This is a genomic window from Sinobaca sp. TMA16-18, from assembly GCF_059510535.1.
On the sequence record NZ_JCAKFM010000006.1, the window covers coordinates 154,446 to 173,280 of the forward strand.

Sequence of the window (18,835 nt, forward strand, 5' to 3'; positions counted from 1 at the left end):
ATCCTCCTAATAAGTGAATTTTTTTATTTTCGCTTCCAGCCAATCTGGTTGAAGGGATGTTTTATCTTTTTGATCTGTTTTTTCCACAAAGTTCTTGATGGTTTGTAAACGATTTGTTTCATACTGGAGCTTCTGCTCTGCCTTTTGCAGAATTTCTTCGACTTTCTGCTGCGGAATGATTACTACCCCATCTTCATCTCCCACCACATAATCACCAGGAGAAACTATCGTGCCGGCACAGGAGATTATATTATCAAGTGAACCTGGACCCTCTTTGCTTGGCCCGGCAGGAACAAACCCTTTTGCATATATTTGAATAGTGCTGTCACGAAGCTCCCGGTGATCCCGAACGAAACCATCTATTACAATTCCTTGAATATGAAGAGCCTCTGCAGCTCCTGCCATTAATTCACCTAAATAGGCGGCATTGGTGAATCCTTTTCCGTCTACTATAAGTATCTCCCCTGGTTCTGCCTGGTAAATAGCGTGATGTAAAAACAAATTATCGCCCGGGGCTAAGTCTACCGTTCTTGCCCTCCCAATAAGGGGCTTCGTAAAATTAACAGGTTTTATGGCGTAATTCATCACATTATTCATTTCCATTACATCAGCAAAAATAGAAGATCCGATCTTTTCCATCCTGCTGATTATTTTATTTTCATCCGCTTGCAGGTTTTCTTTCATATTCATCACCCTTAGTAATATTTATTACTTTATTTAATTTATAAGTAATATTTATTACTATAACAACACAATCTTATAATGTAAACCCTTTCAAAAAAATAAATAAAGATTCCTAAAAGGATTGTCAGCCTCTTAGGAATCTTTATTTTATATAGAGAAACAAACTATTTCATTCTTCATCCGTTTCTTTATAATGATAATTCATGCTCGTTAATACATTGTTTACATCGTCTAACCGCTGTTTTGTTTTCGTTGATTGACTTATAGCCGTAGCGTTAATCAGATAATCGACGACTACCATGGCTGCAATAGGAGAATTATGGAAGGCAAGACTTTTGGAATCACAAAGGAGAACGATATCAGCATATTCCACAATAGGAGCAGAATAACTATCTGTAATAGCCACCACTTTTACATCACGAAGTTTGGCTGCTTTTATAAAGTCAATAATTCTTCGTGCATAACGAGGGAAGCTGGCTGCAATAATTAAATCACCGGATTGCATAGAAATAACTTCGTCCACCCAGTCGACTGTGTCCGCCAATACCAACTTACAATTTCCCATTGTTCTGTTCAGCCCGTGTGTTAGATATTGTCCTACCGGGAGACCGCTTCGCACACTCGTGCAGAAGATCTGATGGGAAGAAAGTATTTGATTTACTACTTCATCCAGCTGATTTTTAGACAACTGGCTTCTTACTTGTTGAATATGATTGAGGTGATGATCGATTGTTTTTCCCCATAAATCATCGCTTCCTACATTTTTTAAATTATCTTCCAGTCGATTTGGGGGAGCCGTGCGGTCGCGAAGCAGCTGCTGCAAACCCTTTTGAAACTCACTGTAGCCGGAGTACCCCAAGTTGGATGTTAATCTCATAATAGTAGTAGTACTGGTATTCACACGTTTTGCCAGCTGGTTAATCGTTAAAAAAGCAGCTTCAGAGGAATTCTTAAGTATATAGTCAGCAATACTGCGTTGTGCGCTGGTTAGATTCGATACCTTATTCTTTAAATCTTCCAAAGGATTTGTCATAGCATTCTCCATCTATATGTTTATTTAAGATCTCTACAAGAAAGTAAATACCAATTTTCCCATAGTATTTTTCAGCTTTACATTTATTTCTATGATGGCACGAATGGATGCATTACTAATCATCCATCTGCAAAATCGTTTTTATTAGGTCTGAGCACTCCACCAGAGTAACAGCTGGGGCTTTTCCTTTAATACGTAAATCCCGGCTTTTCCAATCCAATGATTTCATTTGATCGGTTAAGATAACACCCGAGACACCGCTTCCTTCTGGTATATCTACTTCAAAAGGATAGTTCTTTTTTTGATTTGTAATGGGACATACAAACACAAAACCTGTTTTCTCGTTAAAAGAAGCAGGAGACATAACGAGTGCGGGACGTCTTCCCGCCTGTTCGTGTCCTGCCTGCGGATTAAAGTTTATATAAATAAAATCTCCCTGCTCCGGCACCTGCGTCATCAAATAAGTTCCTTTCCAACCGGAGGTGCTTCTATTGCTTCATGTTTGTTTTCCTCCGTCACCCGGGAGAGAAGTTCGTCGAGCGTAGGCTTCTTTCTTAGAGGTTCTATAACGATTGCCCCTCCCACTTGCTTTATTTCCACTTTGGTTCCGTCCGTAAATTTAAAATTTTTCGCTATATTAGAAGGTATACGTACACCCAGGCTGTTTCCCCATTTTTGTACAGTTGCCATCTCAAGAACCTCCTTCATTATAATCTTTTCTTTTTTTATTATACTATAAAAGATATACATAAGTATATCTTTTGAGAAATGAGATAGTATGTTTTCTATGAGGCAGTATCTTACACTATAAAAAAAGCAAACCGTATGTTTAACGGTCTGGTAGTGACCCCTTAAAGTTAGAGTGTAGAATTATGCAGCTGATTGGCTGGCATGTGTTCGGTAATGTACCGGACTCATGCCGGCCAATTTTTGTTTTGTCATAGATGAAACAATAATCCCTCTTATTCAGCATATTTCCTTTTACATCCTATTTCTATCGGTTTTTTTATAATTAAAAAACTATCATTGCTTCAGCCTATGTTATCGTTCGCCAGTTTTTGAAGCTTCTGCTAAAATAGAAATATGACTTATCTTTACAAATGAGGGTTATTCCTCCTTCTTCATTTACAAACTTCAAGGAGCTGTGACAATGAATGCTGTACAGATTGCCTCTTTAGGAGAGGGCATTTTTCAACATAGAGAACAACTTGCCGGAGAAATCGGGGAAATTCTCCGTTCGTCCAGGCACGGCCTGGAAAACGAAGAATTAATAAAAATCCGCTCCACGTTTCTTGGGCTTGTCGGGCAGGCGATGTCGAGGCATGAACGGGAAGAAGCATTGGAGGAAATCAGCCGCTGGGGCAGGGAAATCGGGACCTTTTCCGCGAAGCAGGAACTTCCCCTCGATGAAGCGCTCCAGTTTCTGCCCCACTACCGGGAAGCCGTCTTCCGCTATATTCAGCGGGAGATTGGAGACGGCCGTCTCACATTTACGGAATACCATGCGATTGAATCAAAGGTGAATACAGCCATTGATGAGGCGGTCTATACGTTTTCCAAAGCCTACGTCGATTACAACCGAAAAGCGGCAGAGCTGACGCGCCAGGAAATTCTGGAGCTGTCCGTACCGATCGTACCGCTTACCGAAGATGTGGCCGTGCTGACACTGATCGGCACGCTTGATGCCTCGAGGGCCCAGCAGCTGATGGAAAAAACACTGCAGAAAGGCAGCGAGCTTGAGCTGTCTTATCTGATTGTCGATTTGTCCGGTGTCCATCAGATGGATAACGTGGTGTCCCGAAGCATTCTCCAGCTGCACCAGGCCCTGAAGCTTCTTGGAATTAAGGTGATTCTTTCCGGGATGCGCCCCGAGCTGTCCCAGCAGATCGTAAGAATGGGCATTTCGTTAAAGGCTCTCCGCATTACACGGAGCCTGCCGGATGCTTTGCTGTCCATTGGACTGAAGATAGATTCCAACACATAAATAAAGACCGGCCGCTGGGTTCAGCAGCCGGTTTTTTCTTTACAGCTTCACGCGCACCATACTCCAGGACATACGGGGCAGTTCGGCCTGCAGCGTTGTCTCTTCCAACATGGCATTTCCTTTATTGTGAGGAGCGACTTCTTCCCGGTCTTTCGTATTGACCGCTTTTGGATCGTCGTGCTCCAAGACGATATGCTCAATGATTTCTGCGGTTTCAAAGGAGCGCAGGTCATACGTAATCAACAATTCTTCTTCCAAATGCCTGTTGGTCATAAACAGCAAAACTGTACTAAAATTTACTTTTTAGTACAAGGATTCTTTTCCTACTATCTATTAAAAAGCAGCCTCTCCTATTTCCAGGAATGGCTGCTTAGTGTACTTATATCATAAAATCATTTGGTCCTTTAGCTGTCTGCTTGTTGCCGGGAGACGGCAGACGGACGTTCATCTGTTCGAGAATGTGCTCGACGCTCTGGTAGCTGACGCGCTGCTGGAGGTCTTTTTTCCATTCCGCTTTGGCGATCGTATCCCGCACGGAGCCTTTCACATTCGCTAAGTGAAAGGACAGTCCGGTTTCTTTTTCCAGCTGCAGCAGGAATTCCTCCAGCTGCTCGACCGAGGAACTGTCTATGTCATTCACGCCGGACATGTCAATGACCATCCAGTAAACACCGGGGCGCTTACGAGCTAGCTCCCGGATGTGCTCTTCCACATAGGAGTAGTTGGCAAAGTGAATGTTGGAATCAATCCGCATAAGCATGCCGTTTCGAAACGTCAGCGCCTCCGGGAACCGGCGCCGGTCCCGGAATTCGCCCTGCTCGCTTAAATAGCCGAGCTCGGCGATATTGGGCTGCATGCTCTGCCGGATAATAAACAGCAGCGTAAACACCGCTCCGATAATAATGCCCCACTGAATGCCGACGATCAGCGTAGCAAGAAATGTCAGCACCCATACCCAGCCTTCGAGCGGCCGGACGTCAAACAGGTGCTTAGCCTGGCGGATGTCCACCAGTTTATACACGGCCGAAATAATGATTGCGGCGAGCACTGCGTTCGGCAGGTAGTAAAATAACGAAGTAAAAAATAACAGCACGACCAATACGCCAACGGCTGTCAGCACAGATGCGGCTTTTGTCTGCCCGCCTGCTTCATGGTTGACTGCCGTCCGGGAAAAGCTGCCGTTCACCGGAAACGCCTGGAAAAAGGAGCCTACGAGATTCGACAGCCCCAGTGCTTTGAGCTCCTGGTTCGGCCGCACCGCATAGTGTTCCTTTTTGCTGATGGCACGTCCTATGGAAAGGGACTCCATAAAGCCCATTAAGGCAATAACGACCGCCATCGGCAGCAGATTGACGATCATGCTGCCGGTTACTGTCGGCAGTGCAAATGCAGGAAGCCCTGCCGGTATCTGCCCGACGATGGCGACCCCGGCGTCCTGGAGGCCAAGAAACACGACGGCGCCTATCGCTAACAGGATCGCCAGCAGCGGCGCGGGAAGGCGCGGCCATTTGTTTTTCAGCCAGAGAATCAGCACGAGGCTCAGACTGCCAAGCAGCACCGTATAGCCATTAATACTGTTCCACTGGCTGCCGAGGTCCAGAAGAATCGAATGCGCCCGCAGGTTTCCTTCCGAGTTTACCCCAAGCAGGTGATTGAGCTGGCTTAATCCGATAATAATCGCGACGGCGGATGTGTAGGCACTGAACACCGAGTGCGGAATAAATTTTACAATAAATCCGGCTTTGCTGAGCCCCAGCACCAGCTGAATCAGCCCGACCATCGCGGCGAGCACAATCACGTACTGAATGTATGCACCGGTATTGGCCGGCGCATAGGCGGACACGGCGGTAAACACAAGTAATGAGGTAATCGCCACCGGACCGACCGACAAGTGCCGGGACGAGCCGAGCAGCGCATAGACAAGCATCGGAATGGTCGCGGCGTACAGCCCCATTACCGGCGGCACGCCGGCAAGCAGCGCATACGCCATCCCCTGCGGAATAATCATCACAAGCAGCGTCAAGCTTGCGATACTGTCCTGCTTCAGCAGACTTTTATTATATGTAAGACGTTCTTTATAGGTGCGGTTCACGTGCGTTCCCTTCTTTCTATCCACTCGTCCAATATATGTCTTCTTCTATTAAAACATAAAAAGAGGAGAATCCGCTCGATAACGAATACCCCTCTTTTTATTCATTTGCCTTTATATCATATTTCCTATCTTTTTCCCTCGTACTCTTTTTGTTCCTGTTCTTTTTTTGCCAGTTTTTTCCGCTGGCGCTGGCGGTAGCCGTAGGTGCCGTTTAACACCGCTTCTTCATCTTCAAGGCCCGCTCCAAGCGCTCCGATGCATGTCGCAAGCGACGTGACCATCCATGCAAGAGAAAGGAAATAAGCAAGGCCGACCTCCCTGTCCAACCCGACACTCGATTCCAGCAGCGTAACGGGAATAAATAGAAATACTGCGAAAAAGAAGAGGAAAAACAGGACTACATAGTAACCAAGCACGCCCAGACTCAGCGTTAGAATAGTCGTCGTATTATGCAGCTTCACCATCGTCGGTGATTCTGCCTTTGACGGGCGTTCCCACAAGCCGTGCGAAATAATAATCCAGCTTGTCAGGGCAGTAAAAGCAGCAATCATTAATAAAAGGGAACGCTGCCATTCATAGGCATCCCCGAGCTGCCAGAGGGTAGGGAATATCATCGCGTAGGCCCCTGAGGCAAACGCCAGCGCGATTACACTTTTAAATGTGGAAAAAATGGTCCACGGATTATTGGCCTGAACCATCCCCGTAATTAAACGAACGTATCCGTTCCATTTCGCACGGGCCATAAAACGAACATCAGACTCCCTGCTGCTTTCTTCGGGCTGAACACGATCGATAGGAGCCAACCGCTCAAACCATCCTTTTCTAACCAGATCCCGGGCGTTCTTTTTAAGAATATGCTGCTCGCTCCGGCGTTGGATTCGTTCCATTTTTTCCTGTTCCCTGTCTCTTACTTCTTTCGAGCTGCCATGGTACATTTCACTGAGCAATTGAAGCGAGGCTTCCCGCACCCGTTTTTTCATCGGCACAGCTCCCAGTGCAGGAATCGACAGCTGGGAAATCTTCCGCTCTCCGTTTACTTCTGCGACAAGAAAATTGCCTTCTCGAAAAAAGGGAAGATCGGTAAGACAAACGGCATAATCCCAGCCGTGGGCTTCTTTTACAGCTTCCGCTTCTTTCATAATATCCGAGGCCTTTTCCGCGGAGCCGGCAAACGCATCGGTAATCACTTCTATCTTCCACGATACTTTATTTTCTACGTATAACTCCAAAAAGAAAGAAAAATCCGGTTCTATGGCCTGTGCTATAGAGGAAGCCATTTCCGGGCTCGCTACCAGGCCGATACTGGCTGTATTGCCTGCTGGGCCCTGTTCTGTGACCGTCCGGCTGTTGTTGTCCATGCTCTCCTCCTCGTATTTTAACGATGTGACATAATAACAGCCCAAATCCGGCTGCTTTTATCTTTCCACTACACTCATGATACCATCTTTCAGGCTATGGCTTTTCCGCTGCTCCGAGCATCTCTCTCGCCATGTTTTCCATATCCTGCAGGCCGGAAGACAAGGCGTACTCCGCTACGACCACCGCCTCGGCCGCTCGTAGTTCAATAATGTGCTCTTTCATGTGCGGCCAGGTGATCCCGCCTGCCTTTTCATAGGCATCGATCGCTTTATCCAGGCCGGACTCCCCAAAAATAAGATAATGCGCCGCAAAATCACGGGACACATCGGTTACCGCCGCTTCAGTCCAGTCGATCAAACCGGTCGCTTCCATCTGCGGGTTGATGATAATATGGCCCGGGTGCACGTCGCCGTGCGTTAACCCGGTATGATCCGGCCAGAAGTCGTCATTGGCAAGCCACGCCTGCCAGCGCTCCCACAGCTTTTGATCAACGCCGAAGGTCTGCTTGACCTGTTCCATTCTCGCAGCCATCGATTGTCTCGCTTCGTCACTGTTGTGTACGACGATTCCTGCTTCTTTCACGTGTGCTGCAGGCATGTGATGCAGCTCCGCAAGCAGTCGTCCTAAGGAGAAATGATAGGCATCCGGGCTGTTTTCGATATCAAACTGCCACACGTAGTTTTGAATGGCAGGATCAATCGTTCCCGCGGGCACGCCGCCGAGCTGCTTGTACGCAATCAGCTCCTCCGTGAATACCTGCCAGTCCGGCGCTTCTATCGACGTATGCTGGTTTACCGCATCGAGCACGGCTTTTTCCCGGCTGGCTTTTGCCATTGAATCGCTTCGGCGGGGAATGCGCAGAATCCACTTCTCCCCTGACTCGTCCTCTGCGTGAAACACCTGAAAATCGAGTCCTGACTCATTTCCCTGCATCGTGTCTTCTGTTACATCCAGCCCGTTTTGTGCGGCAAGCTGCTTTACTTCCTGTTTATTCATTTTTTCCACATCTCCTTTTTGTATACATACAGTCCAGAGCAAACAAAAGAACAAACCCTGCTGATTTTAGTCACAAAAAAAGAAAGAAAGGCAGAAAAATCTGCCCTTCTTCCCTGGATACCTTTGCGTCCGGCGAAGATTATTAAAAATGTGCAGACTGCTCCCGTTTGCTCTGCTTCTTGAAACAGAGCCTTTGAACGTATCAAATTACTTGTTCAAAGCCAGGTGACGCAATCTGATAGCTGCAGACATTTTCAATAACCCTCCTTTTCTTTCTAGTACTGCTTATTATATCGAGAGATTATTCGGAAGTCAAAGTGCCGTTTTCTATTGATTATTAAAACACATTCATTACGATAAAGCCGCCGATTCCTGCAAGCACGCCGTAAATCAAGGCCGGGGCCAGTGTTTTTCGGATCACACTGCCTTCTTTGCCTTCCATTCCAACGACTGCACTTGCGGCCACGACGTTATGAATACAGATCATGTTCCCGGCGCCGGAGCCGACGAGCTGCGCGCCCAATACTGTATTCACGTCCACCCCGGTGGAGGTGGCGATGCTGTACTGAATCGGAGAAAACGTAAGCGTTGAAACGGTGGCGCTGCCGGTAATAAACGAGCCGAGCATGCCTAGAAACGGCGCGGCGAAGATCCACATCGGTCCGAAAGCCGCCGCCATGCTTTCTGCAATATAGTCGGGCATGCTGATAATGTCATTGGCGTTCATGCCGGAGTTGCTGAACACGTGCACCATCGCCAGTGTCGCAAACAGCGTAATCCCGGTGATCTTAATCGTAGACAGCGCATCTTTCGCCGACGCGGTGAAATTGCGGAACGAGCGGCGGTGAATCAGTACGGCAAGAATCGCCGTTACCGTCAGGATCGCCCCGGGCGAGTACAGCAGCTCCCACTCCGAGTTGACCCCTTCCACGCCTAGAATATTCATCCACGATAAGTTAATCGCGGTTGTCGTAAATTCCTCAAGCGGAGGCACGACTCTCGTCAGCAGCAGCAATATTACGACAATCACATACGGCGACCAGGCCGTAAGCAGGCTCATGTCTGATTTTTCCGTGTTGATCGTAAAGTCATCCTGCAGGGCATCCGTCCACGTTTCTTTAGGCAGCAGCAGCCCTTTCTTCGCCGTAATGGTGGCAACAGCCAGGCCGGTGAGCGAGCCGAGAATGGCTACAAATTCCGGGCCGAACAGAAACGCATACAGAAGCGCGGAGCTCGTATACACCGCACCAATCATCAGCGTCCACGGCAGCAACGGCCATACGTCCTTGACCCCTTTTCCTTTTCCTTTTCCGAAAAACAATACGAGCACGATGACCAGAATGGAAGGCACAAAGGTGCCGCCGAATAAATCAATTAACGTCACGGTCACCCCCACCTCCTGAAAAAAGGCAGGAGTGGCTTCATCCAGGGTGCTCAGGCCGACAAGCACCGGGGTTCCAACGGCACCAAAAGCAACAGCCGAGCTGTCCGCAATCAGAGCCGTTGCAACAGCGGCCAGCGGCTTGAATCCAAGTGCTACCATTAAAGGCGCCGTAATCATCGCGGGCGTACCAAAGCCGGCGACGCCTTCAATCAACGAGCCGAACAAAAAGGCAACGATAACGAGCTGCACCCGCATATCGGCGGATATGCTCTGAAATCCCTGGTTGATCCGGTCCACGGCTCCGTTTTTCCGCAGCGTATTCAGCAGCACGAGTGCCCCGAATAAAATCAGCAGAATGGTCAGTGTTTTATGGGCTCCCTGCAGAATCGAAGAGAAAATAACCCGGCTTTCCATGCCCCAGAACAGCACCGACAGCACAATAACAATAACGGCACTCAGCGACATCCCCTTAATCGCAGGCATGCGTAATAGGACAAGAAAAAGAAATGGAAAAATAACAGCGCTCAAAGCGGTCAGCATTAGCATAACGGTATCTCCTTCAACAGTTAAAAATGCGCTTTCATTTTTTGGAAGCGGATGAATGCCCATGAAACGTATGCAGCCTATATGTATATCCAGTAATGAAAAAACCCGGTATATAAGATCAGGTCATCTGATGACTAGGTTAACCTATCTCTATTCTATCATGACAGGAAATCGCTTTCAATTTTAATTTTCACCCTTCTTTATTTATTATAAAAGGTTAGTTACTAAGGAATTTTTACCAGCTGTAAAGATTCATTGGTATAAAATATCACATGACTTGTAAAGTTTTACTATTATTACGTTACACTTAAAACAACTACATAAAAGGGAGCGATTAGTTATGCGTAAGAAACATAAAGCTGCAGTGGTGCCGTTAGCTCTGGCATCTGTATTAGGATTTGGCTCATGGGCTGTGTATGCGAGCGAACCGGGGGAATCAGTTGAAGCCGATGCTGCCGTCGAGGAAACGAACGAATCACCGGACGCTGCTGAAGAAAACAAACCGAATATTGAAATCATCGCAACCGGAGGCACCATTGCTGCGGTTGGAGACGAAAGAACGGATCTGGCAGACTATACCGCGGGCGAAATAGAAATAAATGAGTTAATTGAAAAAGTACCTGAGCTCGATGACATTGCCAACGTAACCGGACAGGATTTTACAGGCGTTAACAGCAACGACATCGATAATGAGATTCTTCTAGGCCTCGCTAAAGAAGTAAATGAACAGCTTGCTTCGGATGACACAGATGGTGTCGTAATCACTCATGGCACCAATACGCTCGAAGAAACGGCATATTTTCTTAACCTCGTCGTCGACAGCGAAAAGCCGGTCGTCATGGTCGGTGCGATGAGACCGGACACGGCAATGGGCGCAGACGGAGAACTGAACCTTTATAATGCAGTGCTGCTTGCTGGAAATGAAGAAGCAAAAGATAGAGGGGTAATGATCTCACAGAATGACCGCATCGGTTCCGCCCGTGATGTAACAAAAACGAGCACGATGCACATCGACACGTTTGAATCTGCTGAAATGGGTAACCTCGGAAGTATTATTGATGGAGAGCCAAGGTTTTATACAGACACTACAAGAAAACATACAACAGACTCTGTCTTTGATGTATCGGAGCTGGAAGAGCTTCCTCAAGTAGATATTCTCTATACCCATCAAAGTGACAGCTCTTACCTGTATGATGCTGTCGTAGAGGCAGGTATAGATGGCCTGGTTGTTGCAGGAGCCGGTGACGGCGGACTGTCCACCAATGCACGGGAAGGCGCCGAAACAGCAGCAGAAAGCGGCATTAACGTAGTAAGATCGTCGCGTACCGGAAGCGGCATTGTAACGCCTGATGAGGAGAGCGAATTTCTGACTGCCGATACATTAAATCCGGTTAAAGCCAGAATCCTCCTGACGCTTGCCTTGACGGAAACGGATGACCAGGAAGAAATACAGGAATATTTCAATGAATACTAAGGTTCATTTATACAAATAAAAAAGCTGGCGTGGGATTTCTTCCACGTCAGCTTTTTGTTTATGTCTAACCAAACACCTATTTCAAAAAATACTCCCTCACATCTCCCCAGCTGTCCACCCGCTCGTAGCCGGTAACATGCACGTTGTGCGGGGAGGTAAACAGCAGCCCGGTGCCTTCAAAGCGTTTGAAGTGGCGGGCGTTGTCGTCAATCAGGTACTCGGCGTTAATGATGCCCTTATCACCGCAGAACACAAAGTTCAGGTCGTTTAAAAACGGGAAGTGTTCTTTGAGCCATTCGTACTTGGCATTAAACGATGTCGGAAACTCCATCGCCGCGGTCGTAATAAACACCTCGTGGTCTTCATGCAGCTCCCGGATAACGTCCTGGGCGCCTTCCATCACCTCAAGGTCGCGGAAGAAGCCGGGGTCACTCAGGTAGCCGCGCAGTTCTTCCACCGCGTGGGGACGGACTTCCCGCAGCTTCCGGCCGTGCAGGTCGTCCAGCGTCAGCGCTTCTCCGAAGTTTTCATTGTAGAGCTTTAAATGTTTCGGGATAAGGTCAGCCATGACTTCATCCATATCAATTGCAATTCGTTTCATCTGTTTCTCCTCCTGGGTCTATGTACGTTTCTTTTATTTTATCGTGCGCCGGGACAAAGCTAAAGCCCTATCTAAAAAAGCAGCCGTCTCACAGGCTGCTTTTTGCGTCTCACTGGTTGTTTAACCCAAAAAAACGCCATTTTCGTTTTTTCATATAATCGATCTTGTCGGGGAGGTCGACTTCTACGTGGTCATCGGCCATCACCCGCTCGCGGTTCTGCCGCAGCGACTCGGCCGCTTCTTTCCCGATCCGGCTTTCCACTTTCGCATATGCCTCTTCAAGTTCCCCCTGCCGTTCAGCCGGGCCGTGAATAAAATGAGCCAGATTGCCGCGGATCATATTCATCGCAATCATCTGGGTTTGGCTGCGGTTCCGGCCGACAATCGATGCCGCGCTCACCATGCCAAGGCAGCCTTTGCGGACAAGACGGTAAAACGGGTTTTCATGGTTCAGCAGAGCCCCGGCCAGCTCCGGATACATAATCACCGGATAGTACCCGGCCAGCTCCAGGTCATACAGCACACTCTCCATACTCGAGACCATTTCTATTGATGCCATATCGATATACGCATATCTCGTTTCATTCACATACACCGTATAGTCCTCAAATTTCACCTCGTAGACGGGGGTTCCAATTCCGGCATGGTACGACGCTTCTGCGGACAGCGGCTTTTCGAGCGTTTCCTGTAACCGTTTCTGCCTTTCCGTTAATGCAGCATGTGTATGAGAAGATTCCGAATCTATCATCATGCATCCATCCTCTTTGTTAGACTTGGGTGGGGAAATAAGCAAAAAACGTACGATGTGATTTAAAAACAATTACTTTATTATTCCCCCTAGTTACCCGGGAGAAACCTGATTCCAGAAACATCATTGGAAGGGGTATCATAATCAATCACAAAAAGACGTTTTAATATTTCCTATAATGGTAATAGTATGAACTATCACCCCCGTGATACACGTTTCACTTTACGTGCACGATCTTCACGACCTCCCTGTTCTTTTATAGAACAGGGAGTTTTTTTGTGCTGTTTCTCCTACTGTAAACGGCCGCGTGCTGCTACAGGCACTGCTTCCATCTCCTGATTTTCTCTCAGCAGATACAGCTCATTATGCAGATTTACCGTGCTGCAAATATGATTCGGAACGATTTCCAGCTGATCGCCGACACGAAGTCCATGGCCGGACGGTATTCCTATGATGCCGTGCTCTTCATTCATGCGCTCAAGTATAGCGTCTTCATACCCGACCACTTTTCCAAATCCGGCCAGAAACAGCGGCGCTGTATTCGGCTGCACGTCTGTGGCGAACGTCTTGCTGCCGCCATCAATGACGAGTGTGGTGTCATCCGGCGTACTGACGACCGTCACCACCACGGTTGCCGCACACTGCGTTTCCTTGCATAATCCTAATTTTACCTGCATCGCATCATTAAACACATACGTTCCCGGGCGTATTTCATCGATCCCGTCCACTTCGGCGACAGCAGCAGCCGTTGGAGAAGATCCGGCGCTGATCACACCCAGACCGATCTCTTCCTGGAACAGCTCGTTTTTATACTCGATCAACCGCTTTCCTTCTTCCAGCCCTGCGCCTTTTACATCCAACGTTGGCTTGTTCTCCAGGACCGGTCCTTTGAACGTATACATGCCTTTGATCACAAGCGAAGGCAGCGCAGCGATTGCCTTTGCTGTATCGGTGAGCTGTTCTTTTCTTATGCCGGTGCGCTTCAGGCCGGTATCGACTTCCAGACGCACGTGTAGCATTTGCTTGGCTTCCCCCGCCATTTTGGATAAAAGCCTGGTCCCTTCCAGACTGTCCACCCCTACAACAAGCGTACATTTTTGATGCAGCTCCAATAAGCGCTGCACTTTTTTCTCCGTAACAATCGGATACGCAATAAAGATATTCGTAATTCCTGCCTCTACCATGACTTCTGCTTCCGAGATTTTAGCGGTGGTAATGCCAACCGCCCCGGCGTCCAGCTGCCAGTGGGCAATCATCGGAATCTTGTGGGTTTTGATATGCGGCCGCAGCTGAACCCCGTTTTGATCCGTCATCTGCTGCATCCGGGCGATATTGTCTTTTACTATGTGTTCTTTTACCTTTATGTACGGCGTATCCATCGTCTTCATCCTTTCCCCAAGCTTCCTCTTCTGCCTATAATACTACATGATTTTTCTCGTTCTTCCCACTGCTCCAACTAGTATTCTTCCAAAAGAAAAAGCCCAGCAGCTGCGCTGCCGGACTTCTGATTCCTATTACCTTGAGCTATCATTTAAAAAAACGCCGCTTCGGCTTTTTCATGTAATCCATCTTCACCGGGGAATCGACTTCAACATCATCATCTGCGATCACGCGCGTCCGGTTATTACGCAATGTCTCCGCAGACGTCGTGTCTATTTTGCTTTCAATTTTCGCGTAGGCCGCTTCAATATCGTCCTCTCTCGACTCGTCAACCGGAGAGCCGATAAAATGGGCAAGATTGGCCCGCACCATGTTGAGCGCGATCATCTCTGCTTTTCCCGGGTTATGGCCAAGAATGGACGATGCGCTGACCATACCGAGGCACCCTTTCCGGACTAGGCGGTAGAACGGCGTTTCGTGCGTTAATAATGCCTCTGAGAGTTCCGGATATAGTATAACCGGAGAATACCCGGCAAGCTCCAGATCATACAGGAGCGAATCAATAGAAGCCAGACGTTGAATAGGTGCAATATCTATATAGGCGTATCTCGTATCGTTAATGTACACGGTATGATCTTCATAAGCGATGGTATAGACAATAGAACCAACCCCGGAATGATGCACCGCCTGATCAGAAAACGGCTGGGACAAGGTTTCTTTTAATCGCTTCTGCCGCTCGGTCAAAGACACAGGATTTTTATCAGAAAATTCGGAATCAATCATGTGTAGTAATCTCCCTTTATTCAATTTGTTCTCTAGTGTTGAACAGCTTACCATAGAAAAGTCCCATCTACAATTAATCCGTCTGTTATGACCAAATGACCAAACACAAAAACAGGAAAAGGAAAATACTATTAAAAGGGGATAAATTATTTTAGTTAATCAACGCATTAAATGAGTAAAATAAAAAGCATTATTATTTTAGTTATCAAAGGTTTCATTTCACCAGAATCCGTGTATACTAATAGTAATTCTTATTAACGAACAGTTTATCCTTTATTAAGAAAGAGGTGTCCGCGTGTTCACCAAAATAAAAGATAACGCATACATCAAATACCATAACTACTCCAGCAACCATTTCCTCCAACTGGCGAATAAAAGCAAAACCGAAAGCGAACGAGGCCGTTACTACCGTAAAGCCTTTTACCACAACGAACGCTACTTCTCCTTTGTCCACAAAAACAGGCATATCAGCTGAAAAAAGACCTGACGAGTGGTCTCGTCAGGTCTGATTTATTGTGTTTATTGATTAACCATTTCCAACTTTGCTGTAAGTCCGGGACGTCCAATGGAATAGTACTCCATATTGATGTCCTTTAGTTCCTGATAACCATAACAGTTTCTGCCATCAAATAAAGCAATTCGCTTACCGTTTTCTTTAATAAGAGGAAGAAGGTCAGCGACAATATCTTTCCACTCTGTCAGAATGAAAATGATATCTGCGTCTTCGATACATTCTTTCATCGTATCGGCGTACGAGATAGCCTTCGGAAGAACATTCTTCGCTGCGTCCATGGCAATAGGATCGTATACACTTACTTCTGCCCCATCCAGCACTAATTTCTCTGTAACAGGAATAGACGGGGCTGCACGCATGTCATCAGTGTTAGGCTTAAACGCTAATCCCAGTACCGCTATTCTTTTGTCTTTTAAGCTGCCAAAACGCGTTTCTGCTTTCTCAATTAGTTTGAGTTGTTGCATGGCATTAGTTGTGATAATAGAATTCATTAATGGAAAAGCCATCCCTTGATTTTCGGCCTGCTTTAAAAGGGCTGATGTATCCTTTGGAAAGCAGGAACCACCGTAGCCGATACCAGCACTAAGGAAATTAGCGCCAATCCGCTTGTCCAGGCCCATTCCTTTAGCCACATCTTCTACATTGGCGTTAGTAAACTCGCATAAGTTAGAAATTTCGTTAATATAGCTGATCTTCGTAGCAAGAAAGGCATTGGATGCGTATTTAATCATTTCTGCGCTGCGGCGGTCTGTCCGAAAAATAGGAATACCGAAAGCTTTATTAATAAGAGCTACAACGTCGCCTGCTTCTTCATTATCCGAGCCAATAACAATACGGTCACCGTAAAACGTATCATGAATAGCCGATCCTTCCCTTAAGAACTCTGGATTGGATACTACATGGACCGGCACGTCAGCCAATTCATCGAAAAGAGACTGGATTTTATCGTTTGTTCCTACCGGCACCGTGCTTTTTGTCACCACAGTAAGCGGCGCTTTAATATTGGAAGCAACGGACTGAACAACAGCTTCCACGAAACGAAGATCCGCCGTCCCGTCTTCTTTTTCCGGTGTACCGACCGCAATATACAAGGCTTCTGCTTTTTCACAGGCTTCTTTATAATCACTTGTAAAGTGAAGATGACCGCTTTCGATATTCTGCCTCATCATTTCTTCAATACCTGGTTCATAAATAGGAGATTCTCCGCGAAGAAGCTTCGCCACTTTTTCTTTGTCTATATCCAGGCACGTTACATGGTGTCCTACTTCGGATAAAGAAACACCTGTAACCAATCCCACATAACCAGTGCCGACTACGGAAATATTCATTATACAATAACCCCTTTACACTATTTTCGTTTAATGAAGAAAAAGAGAAGGAAAGCAGCAGCTCCCTTCCCTTTCTTTTATTGGTTAAACTTCACTTTCGTCACGGTGCGTCTCCGCAAATCCGCGGTATCAAAAATGTGCGCTTTTAATGTTTCTTTATCGTGTGAGTTTACATCATTAATTAACTCTGTAATTAAGTTTACATCGACAGGCAGGGTTTTTCCAACATAAATTTGCGGATACACCTGATCACTGTGAACTTCTTCATCGCCAAGAAGCTCTTCATACATCTTCTCACCCGGTCGCATGCCGGTGTATGTAATCCCAATTTCTTCTACCGTATGACCGGAGAGTTCAATCACGTTTTTCGCCAGGTCGGTTATATTAACGGGTTTACCCATATCCAGCACGAAGATTTCACCGCCTTTAGCCAAAGCACCGGCCTGAATGACAAGGCGTGAGGCTTCCGGAATGGTCATAAAGTATCTCGTCATTTTTGGATCGGTTACCGTAACTGGACCGCCCTGCTGAATCTGCTTTTTGAAAAGAGGAACCACGCTGCCCCTACTGCCAAGCACATTACCAAAACGGACCGAAACAAAGTTTGTTTCGCTGATCGTATCCATGTGCTGCACCACCATTTCGGCAACACGCTTGGTCGCTCCCATCACGCTTGTTGGATTAACCGCTTTATCGCTGGATATCATCACAAACGTTTTAACATGATTGTCAGAAGCCACCTCCGCCACATTTTTCGTGCCGACCACGTTATTCTTAACCGCTTCTTCCGGATTACGTTCCATTAACGGTACGTGCTTATGAGCAGCCGCGTGAAATATAACATCTGGCTGATGACGCTTCATGATGGCATCGATTTTTACTTTGTCTTTGATATCGGAAATTTCGGTAACGATCTCGCATGTGAGGTCACGCTGTCTTAGATCCATTTCAATATCATAAATACTGTTTTCACCGTGTCCTAATAGAATAATCTTATCGGGATGAAACTTCACAACCTGTCTGCAAATTTCTGAACCAATGGAACCACCGGCACCTGTGACCATAACCGTTTTATAAGCCACATAGCTTGAAACACTGGAAGTGTCGAGCTCTACTGTTTCACGACCTAGCAAATCTTCGATTTGAACTTCACGGAATTGACTAACGGACACCCGACCGTTCAAAATGTCTTCCATCATCGGCATAATCTGCGTATGCACTTTTGTTTTTTGACACTCTTGATAGATTTTTTGTATATCGCCACGTTGCAAGGAAGGAATGGCTATAACTATATGTTCAATTTCATATTCTTGCACAATTTCTTCAATATCTTTTACCCGTCCAACTACGGGTACTCCTAGAATTTCTAAGTTCATTTTTTTTATATCATCATCCACAAATGCTACAGGATTTAATTCACTATCTGAGCCGCTCATAGTGATTTGACGAACTACCATACGACCTGCACTACCTGCTCCTATTAATAATGTCTTTTTGTATAATTTTTCTTTGTATTTAGAAATATAATTATCTCTAAATATACGCCAAAAAAATCTAGAAGCTCCTAATAACAAAATATGTAGCATCCATGTAATTATCAAAGTTCTACTGAATAATACGTCAAAAACAATAATTTGAAGTAAAGCTGTAATAAATATAGAAAAAGTCACAGCTTTTAATATTTCAGTTAGCTCATTTACACTTGCATACTGCCAAACTCTTTTATACAGCTTGAAAAAATATGCAAAAAAATGATGACTGATTAATAAAGCAATTGAACTAGCAATAATAATACTTGAGTTTACATAGTCATCATTATACAAAAGATAGCTTCCTATAAAAATCGAAAAGATAACTATTACAGTATCAATAGTCATTAATAAGACTAGTCGTTTTACATAATTCAAAAAAACGTCTCCTTTCTATAGA

Annotated in this window: 18 protein-coding genes; 2 read left to right on the forward strand and 16 right to left on the reverse strand. The window is 46.2% G+C overall.

The genetic code is table 11. From position 1 onward, the window contains the following. Nucleotides 1–6 precede the first annotated feature (6 nt). From AC5W14_RS12380 to AC5W14_RS12395, 4 genes are all read right to left on the reverse strand, one after another. Complete coding sequence (locus tag AC5W14_RS12380; protein ID WP_496194578.1) at nucleotides 7–684, reverse strand: RraA family protein; 678 nt, start codon at nucleotides 682–684, stop codon at nucleotides 7–9. Nucleotides 685–853: 169 nt separating this feature from the next. Continuing rightward, nucleotides 854–1,717: a MurR/RpiR family transcriptional regulator gene (locus AC5W14_RS12385; RefSeq protein ID WP_496057648.1), complete on the reverse strand. Its 864-nt coding sequence runs from the start codon at nucleotides 1,715–1,717 to the stop codon at nucleotides 854–856. 115 nt (nucleotides 1,718–1,832) lie between these two features. Continuing rightward, nucleotides 1,833–2,174 carry a type II toxin-antitoxin system PemK/MazF family toxin gene (locus AC5W14_RS12390; protein ID WP_496194579.1) on the reverse strand — a complete coding sequence of 114 codons (342 nt, stop codon included), beginning with the start codon at nucleotides 2,172–2,174 and terminating at the stop codon, nucleotides 1,833–1,835. Beyond that, nucleotides 2,174–2,407 carry an AbrB/MazE/SpoVT family DNA-binding domain-containing protein gene (locus AC5W14_RS12395; protein ID WP_496057650.1) on the reverse strand — a complete coding sequence of 78 codons (234 nt, stop codon included), beginning with the start codon at nucleotides 2,405–2,407 and terminating at the stop codon, nucleotides 2,174–2,176. The genes AC5W14_RS12390 and AC5W14_RS12395 overlap by 1 nt, the downstream gene beginning before the upstream one ends. Before the next feature lie 460 nt (nucleotides 2,408–2,867). Between AC5W14_RS12395 and AC5W14_RS12400 the strand changes: the two genes are divergently transcribed. Then, nucleotides 2,868–3,701, forward strand: coding sequence for an STAS domain-containing protein (locus tag AC5W14_RS12400; RefSeq protein WP_496194580.1), 834 nt, complete (start codon nucleotides 2,868–2,870; stop codon nucleotides 3,699–3,701). 39 nt (nucleotides 3,702–3,740) lie between these two features. Here AC5W14_RS12400 and AC5W14_RS12405 read toward each other — a convergent pair whose 3' ends face one another. The 5 genes from AC5W14_RS12405 to AC5W14_RS12425 form a co-directional block, all read right to left on the reverse strand. Beyond that, nucleotides 3,741–3,974: an alpha-L-arabinofuranosidase C-terminal domain-containing protein gene (locus tag AC5W14_RS12405; protein ID WP_496194581.1), complete on the reverse strand. Its 234-nt coding sequence runs from the start codon at nucleotides 3,972–3,974 to the stop codon at nucleotides 3,741–3,743. Between the two features lie 106 nt (nucleotides 3,975–4,080). Next, nucleotides 4,081–5,817, reverse strand: coding sequence for a SulP family inorganic anion transporter (locus AC5W14_RS12410; RefSeq protein WP_496194582.1), 1,737 nt, complete (start codon nucleotides 5,815–5,817; stop codon nucleotides 4,081–4,083). 101 nt (nucleotides 5,818–5,918) lie between these two features. Continuing rightward, nucleotides 5,919–7,151, reverse strand: coding sequence for a hypothetical protein (locus AC5W14_RS12415; RefSeq protein WP_496194583.1), 1,233 nt, complete (start codon nucleotides 7,149–7,151; stop codon nucleotides 5,919–5,921). Nucleotides 7,152–7,245: 94 nt separating this feature from the next. Next, entirely contained in the window at nucleotides 7,246–8,148 is a 903-nt protein-coding gene (locus AC5W14_RS12420) for a macrolide 2'-phosphotransferase (RefSeq protein ID WP_496194584.1), read from the reverse strand. A 337-nt stretch (nucleotides 8,149–8,485) separates the two neighbouring features. Beyond that, on the reverse strand, nucleotides 8,486–10,078 hold the full coding sequence (locus tag AC5W14_RS12425) for an L-lactate permease (RefSeq protein ID WP_496194585.1): 1,593 nt from the start codon (nucleotides 10,076–10,078) through the stop codon (nucleotides 8,486–8,488). Between the two features lie 340 nt (nucleotides 10,079–10,418). On the opposite strand from AC5W14_RS12425, the gene AC5W14_RS12430 reads away from it, so the two are divergent. Beyond that, nucleotides 10,419–11,552: a type II asparaginase gene (locus AC5W14_RS12430; RefSeq protein WP_496194586.1), complete on the forward strand. Its 1,134-nt coding sequence runs from the start codon at nucleotides 10,419–10,421 to the stop codon at nucleotides 11,550–11,552. Nucleotides 11,553–11,628: 76 nt separating this feature from the next. On the opposite strand, the gene AC5W14_RS12435 is transcribed toward AC5W14_RS12430, so the two are convergent. The 7 genes from AC5W14_RS12435 to AC5W14_RS12465 all read right to left on the reverse strand — a co-directional run bounded on the left by AC5W14_RS12435 (nucleotide 11,629) and on the right by AC5W14_RS12465 (nucleotide 18,813). After that, nucleotides 11,629–12,153 carry a 5' nucleotidase, NT5C type gene (locus tag AC5W14_RS12435; RefSeq protein ID WP_496194587.1) on the reverse strand — a complete coding sequence of 175 codons (525 nt, stop codon included), beginning with the start codon at nucleotides 12,151–12,153 and terminating at the stop codon, nucleotides 11,629–11,631. Between the two features lie 109 nt (nucleotides 12,154–12,262). After that, a complete protein-coding gene (locus tag AC5W14_RS12440) occupies nucleotides 12,263–12,904 on the reverse strand; it encodes a CpsB/CapC family capsule biosynthesis tyrosine phosphatase (protein ID WP_496194588.1) in 642 nt (213 codons plus the stop codon). A gap of 287 nt (nucleotides 12,905–13,191) precedes the next feature. Further along, nucleotides 13,192–14,289: an alanine racemase gene (locus AC5W14_RS12445; RefSeq protein ID WP_496194589.1), complete on the reverse strand. Its 1,098-nt coding sequence runs from the start codon at nucleotides 14,287–14,289 to the stop codon at nucleotides 13,192–13,194. Between the two features lie 139 nt (nucleotides 14,290–14,428). Then, a complete protein-coding gene (locus AC5W14_RS12450; RefSeq protein WP_496194590.1) occupies nucleotides 14,429–15,064 on the reverse strand; it encodes a CpsB/CapC family capsule biosynthesis tyrosine phosphatase in 636 nt (211 codons plus the stop codon). Nucleotides 15,065–15,302: 238 nt separating this feature from the next. Continuing rightward, nucleotides 15,303–15,530: a hypothetical protein gene (locus AC5W14_RS12455; protein ID WP_496194591.1), complete on the reverse strand. Its 228-nt coding sequence runs from the start codon at nucleotides 15,528–15,530 to the stop codon at nucleotides 15,303–15,305. Between the two features lie 53 nt (nucleotides 15,531–15,583). Next, on the reverse strand, nucleotides 15,584–16,906 hold the full coding sequence (locus tag AC5W14_RS12460) for a UDP-glucose dehydrogenase family protein (protein ID WP_496194592.1): 1,323 nt from the start codon (nucleotides 16,904–16,906) through the stop codon (nucleotides 15,584–15,586). Nucleotides 16,907–16,983: 77 nt separating this feature from the next. Further along, nucleotides 16,984–18,813 carry a polysaccharide biosynthesis protein gene (locus AC5W14_RS12465; protein ID WP_496194593.1) on the reverse strand — a complete coding sequence of 610 codons (1,830 nt, stop codon included), beginning with the start codon at nucleotides 18,811–18,813 and terminating at the stop codon, nucleotides 16,984–16,986. Between the last annotated feature and the right edge of the window lie 22 nt (nucleotides 18,814–18,835).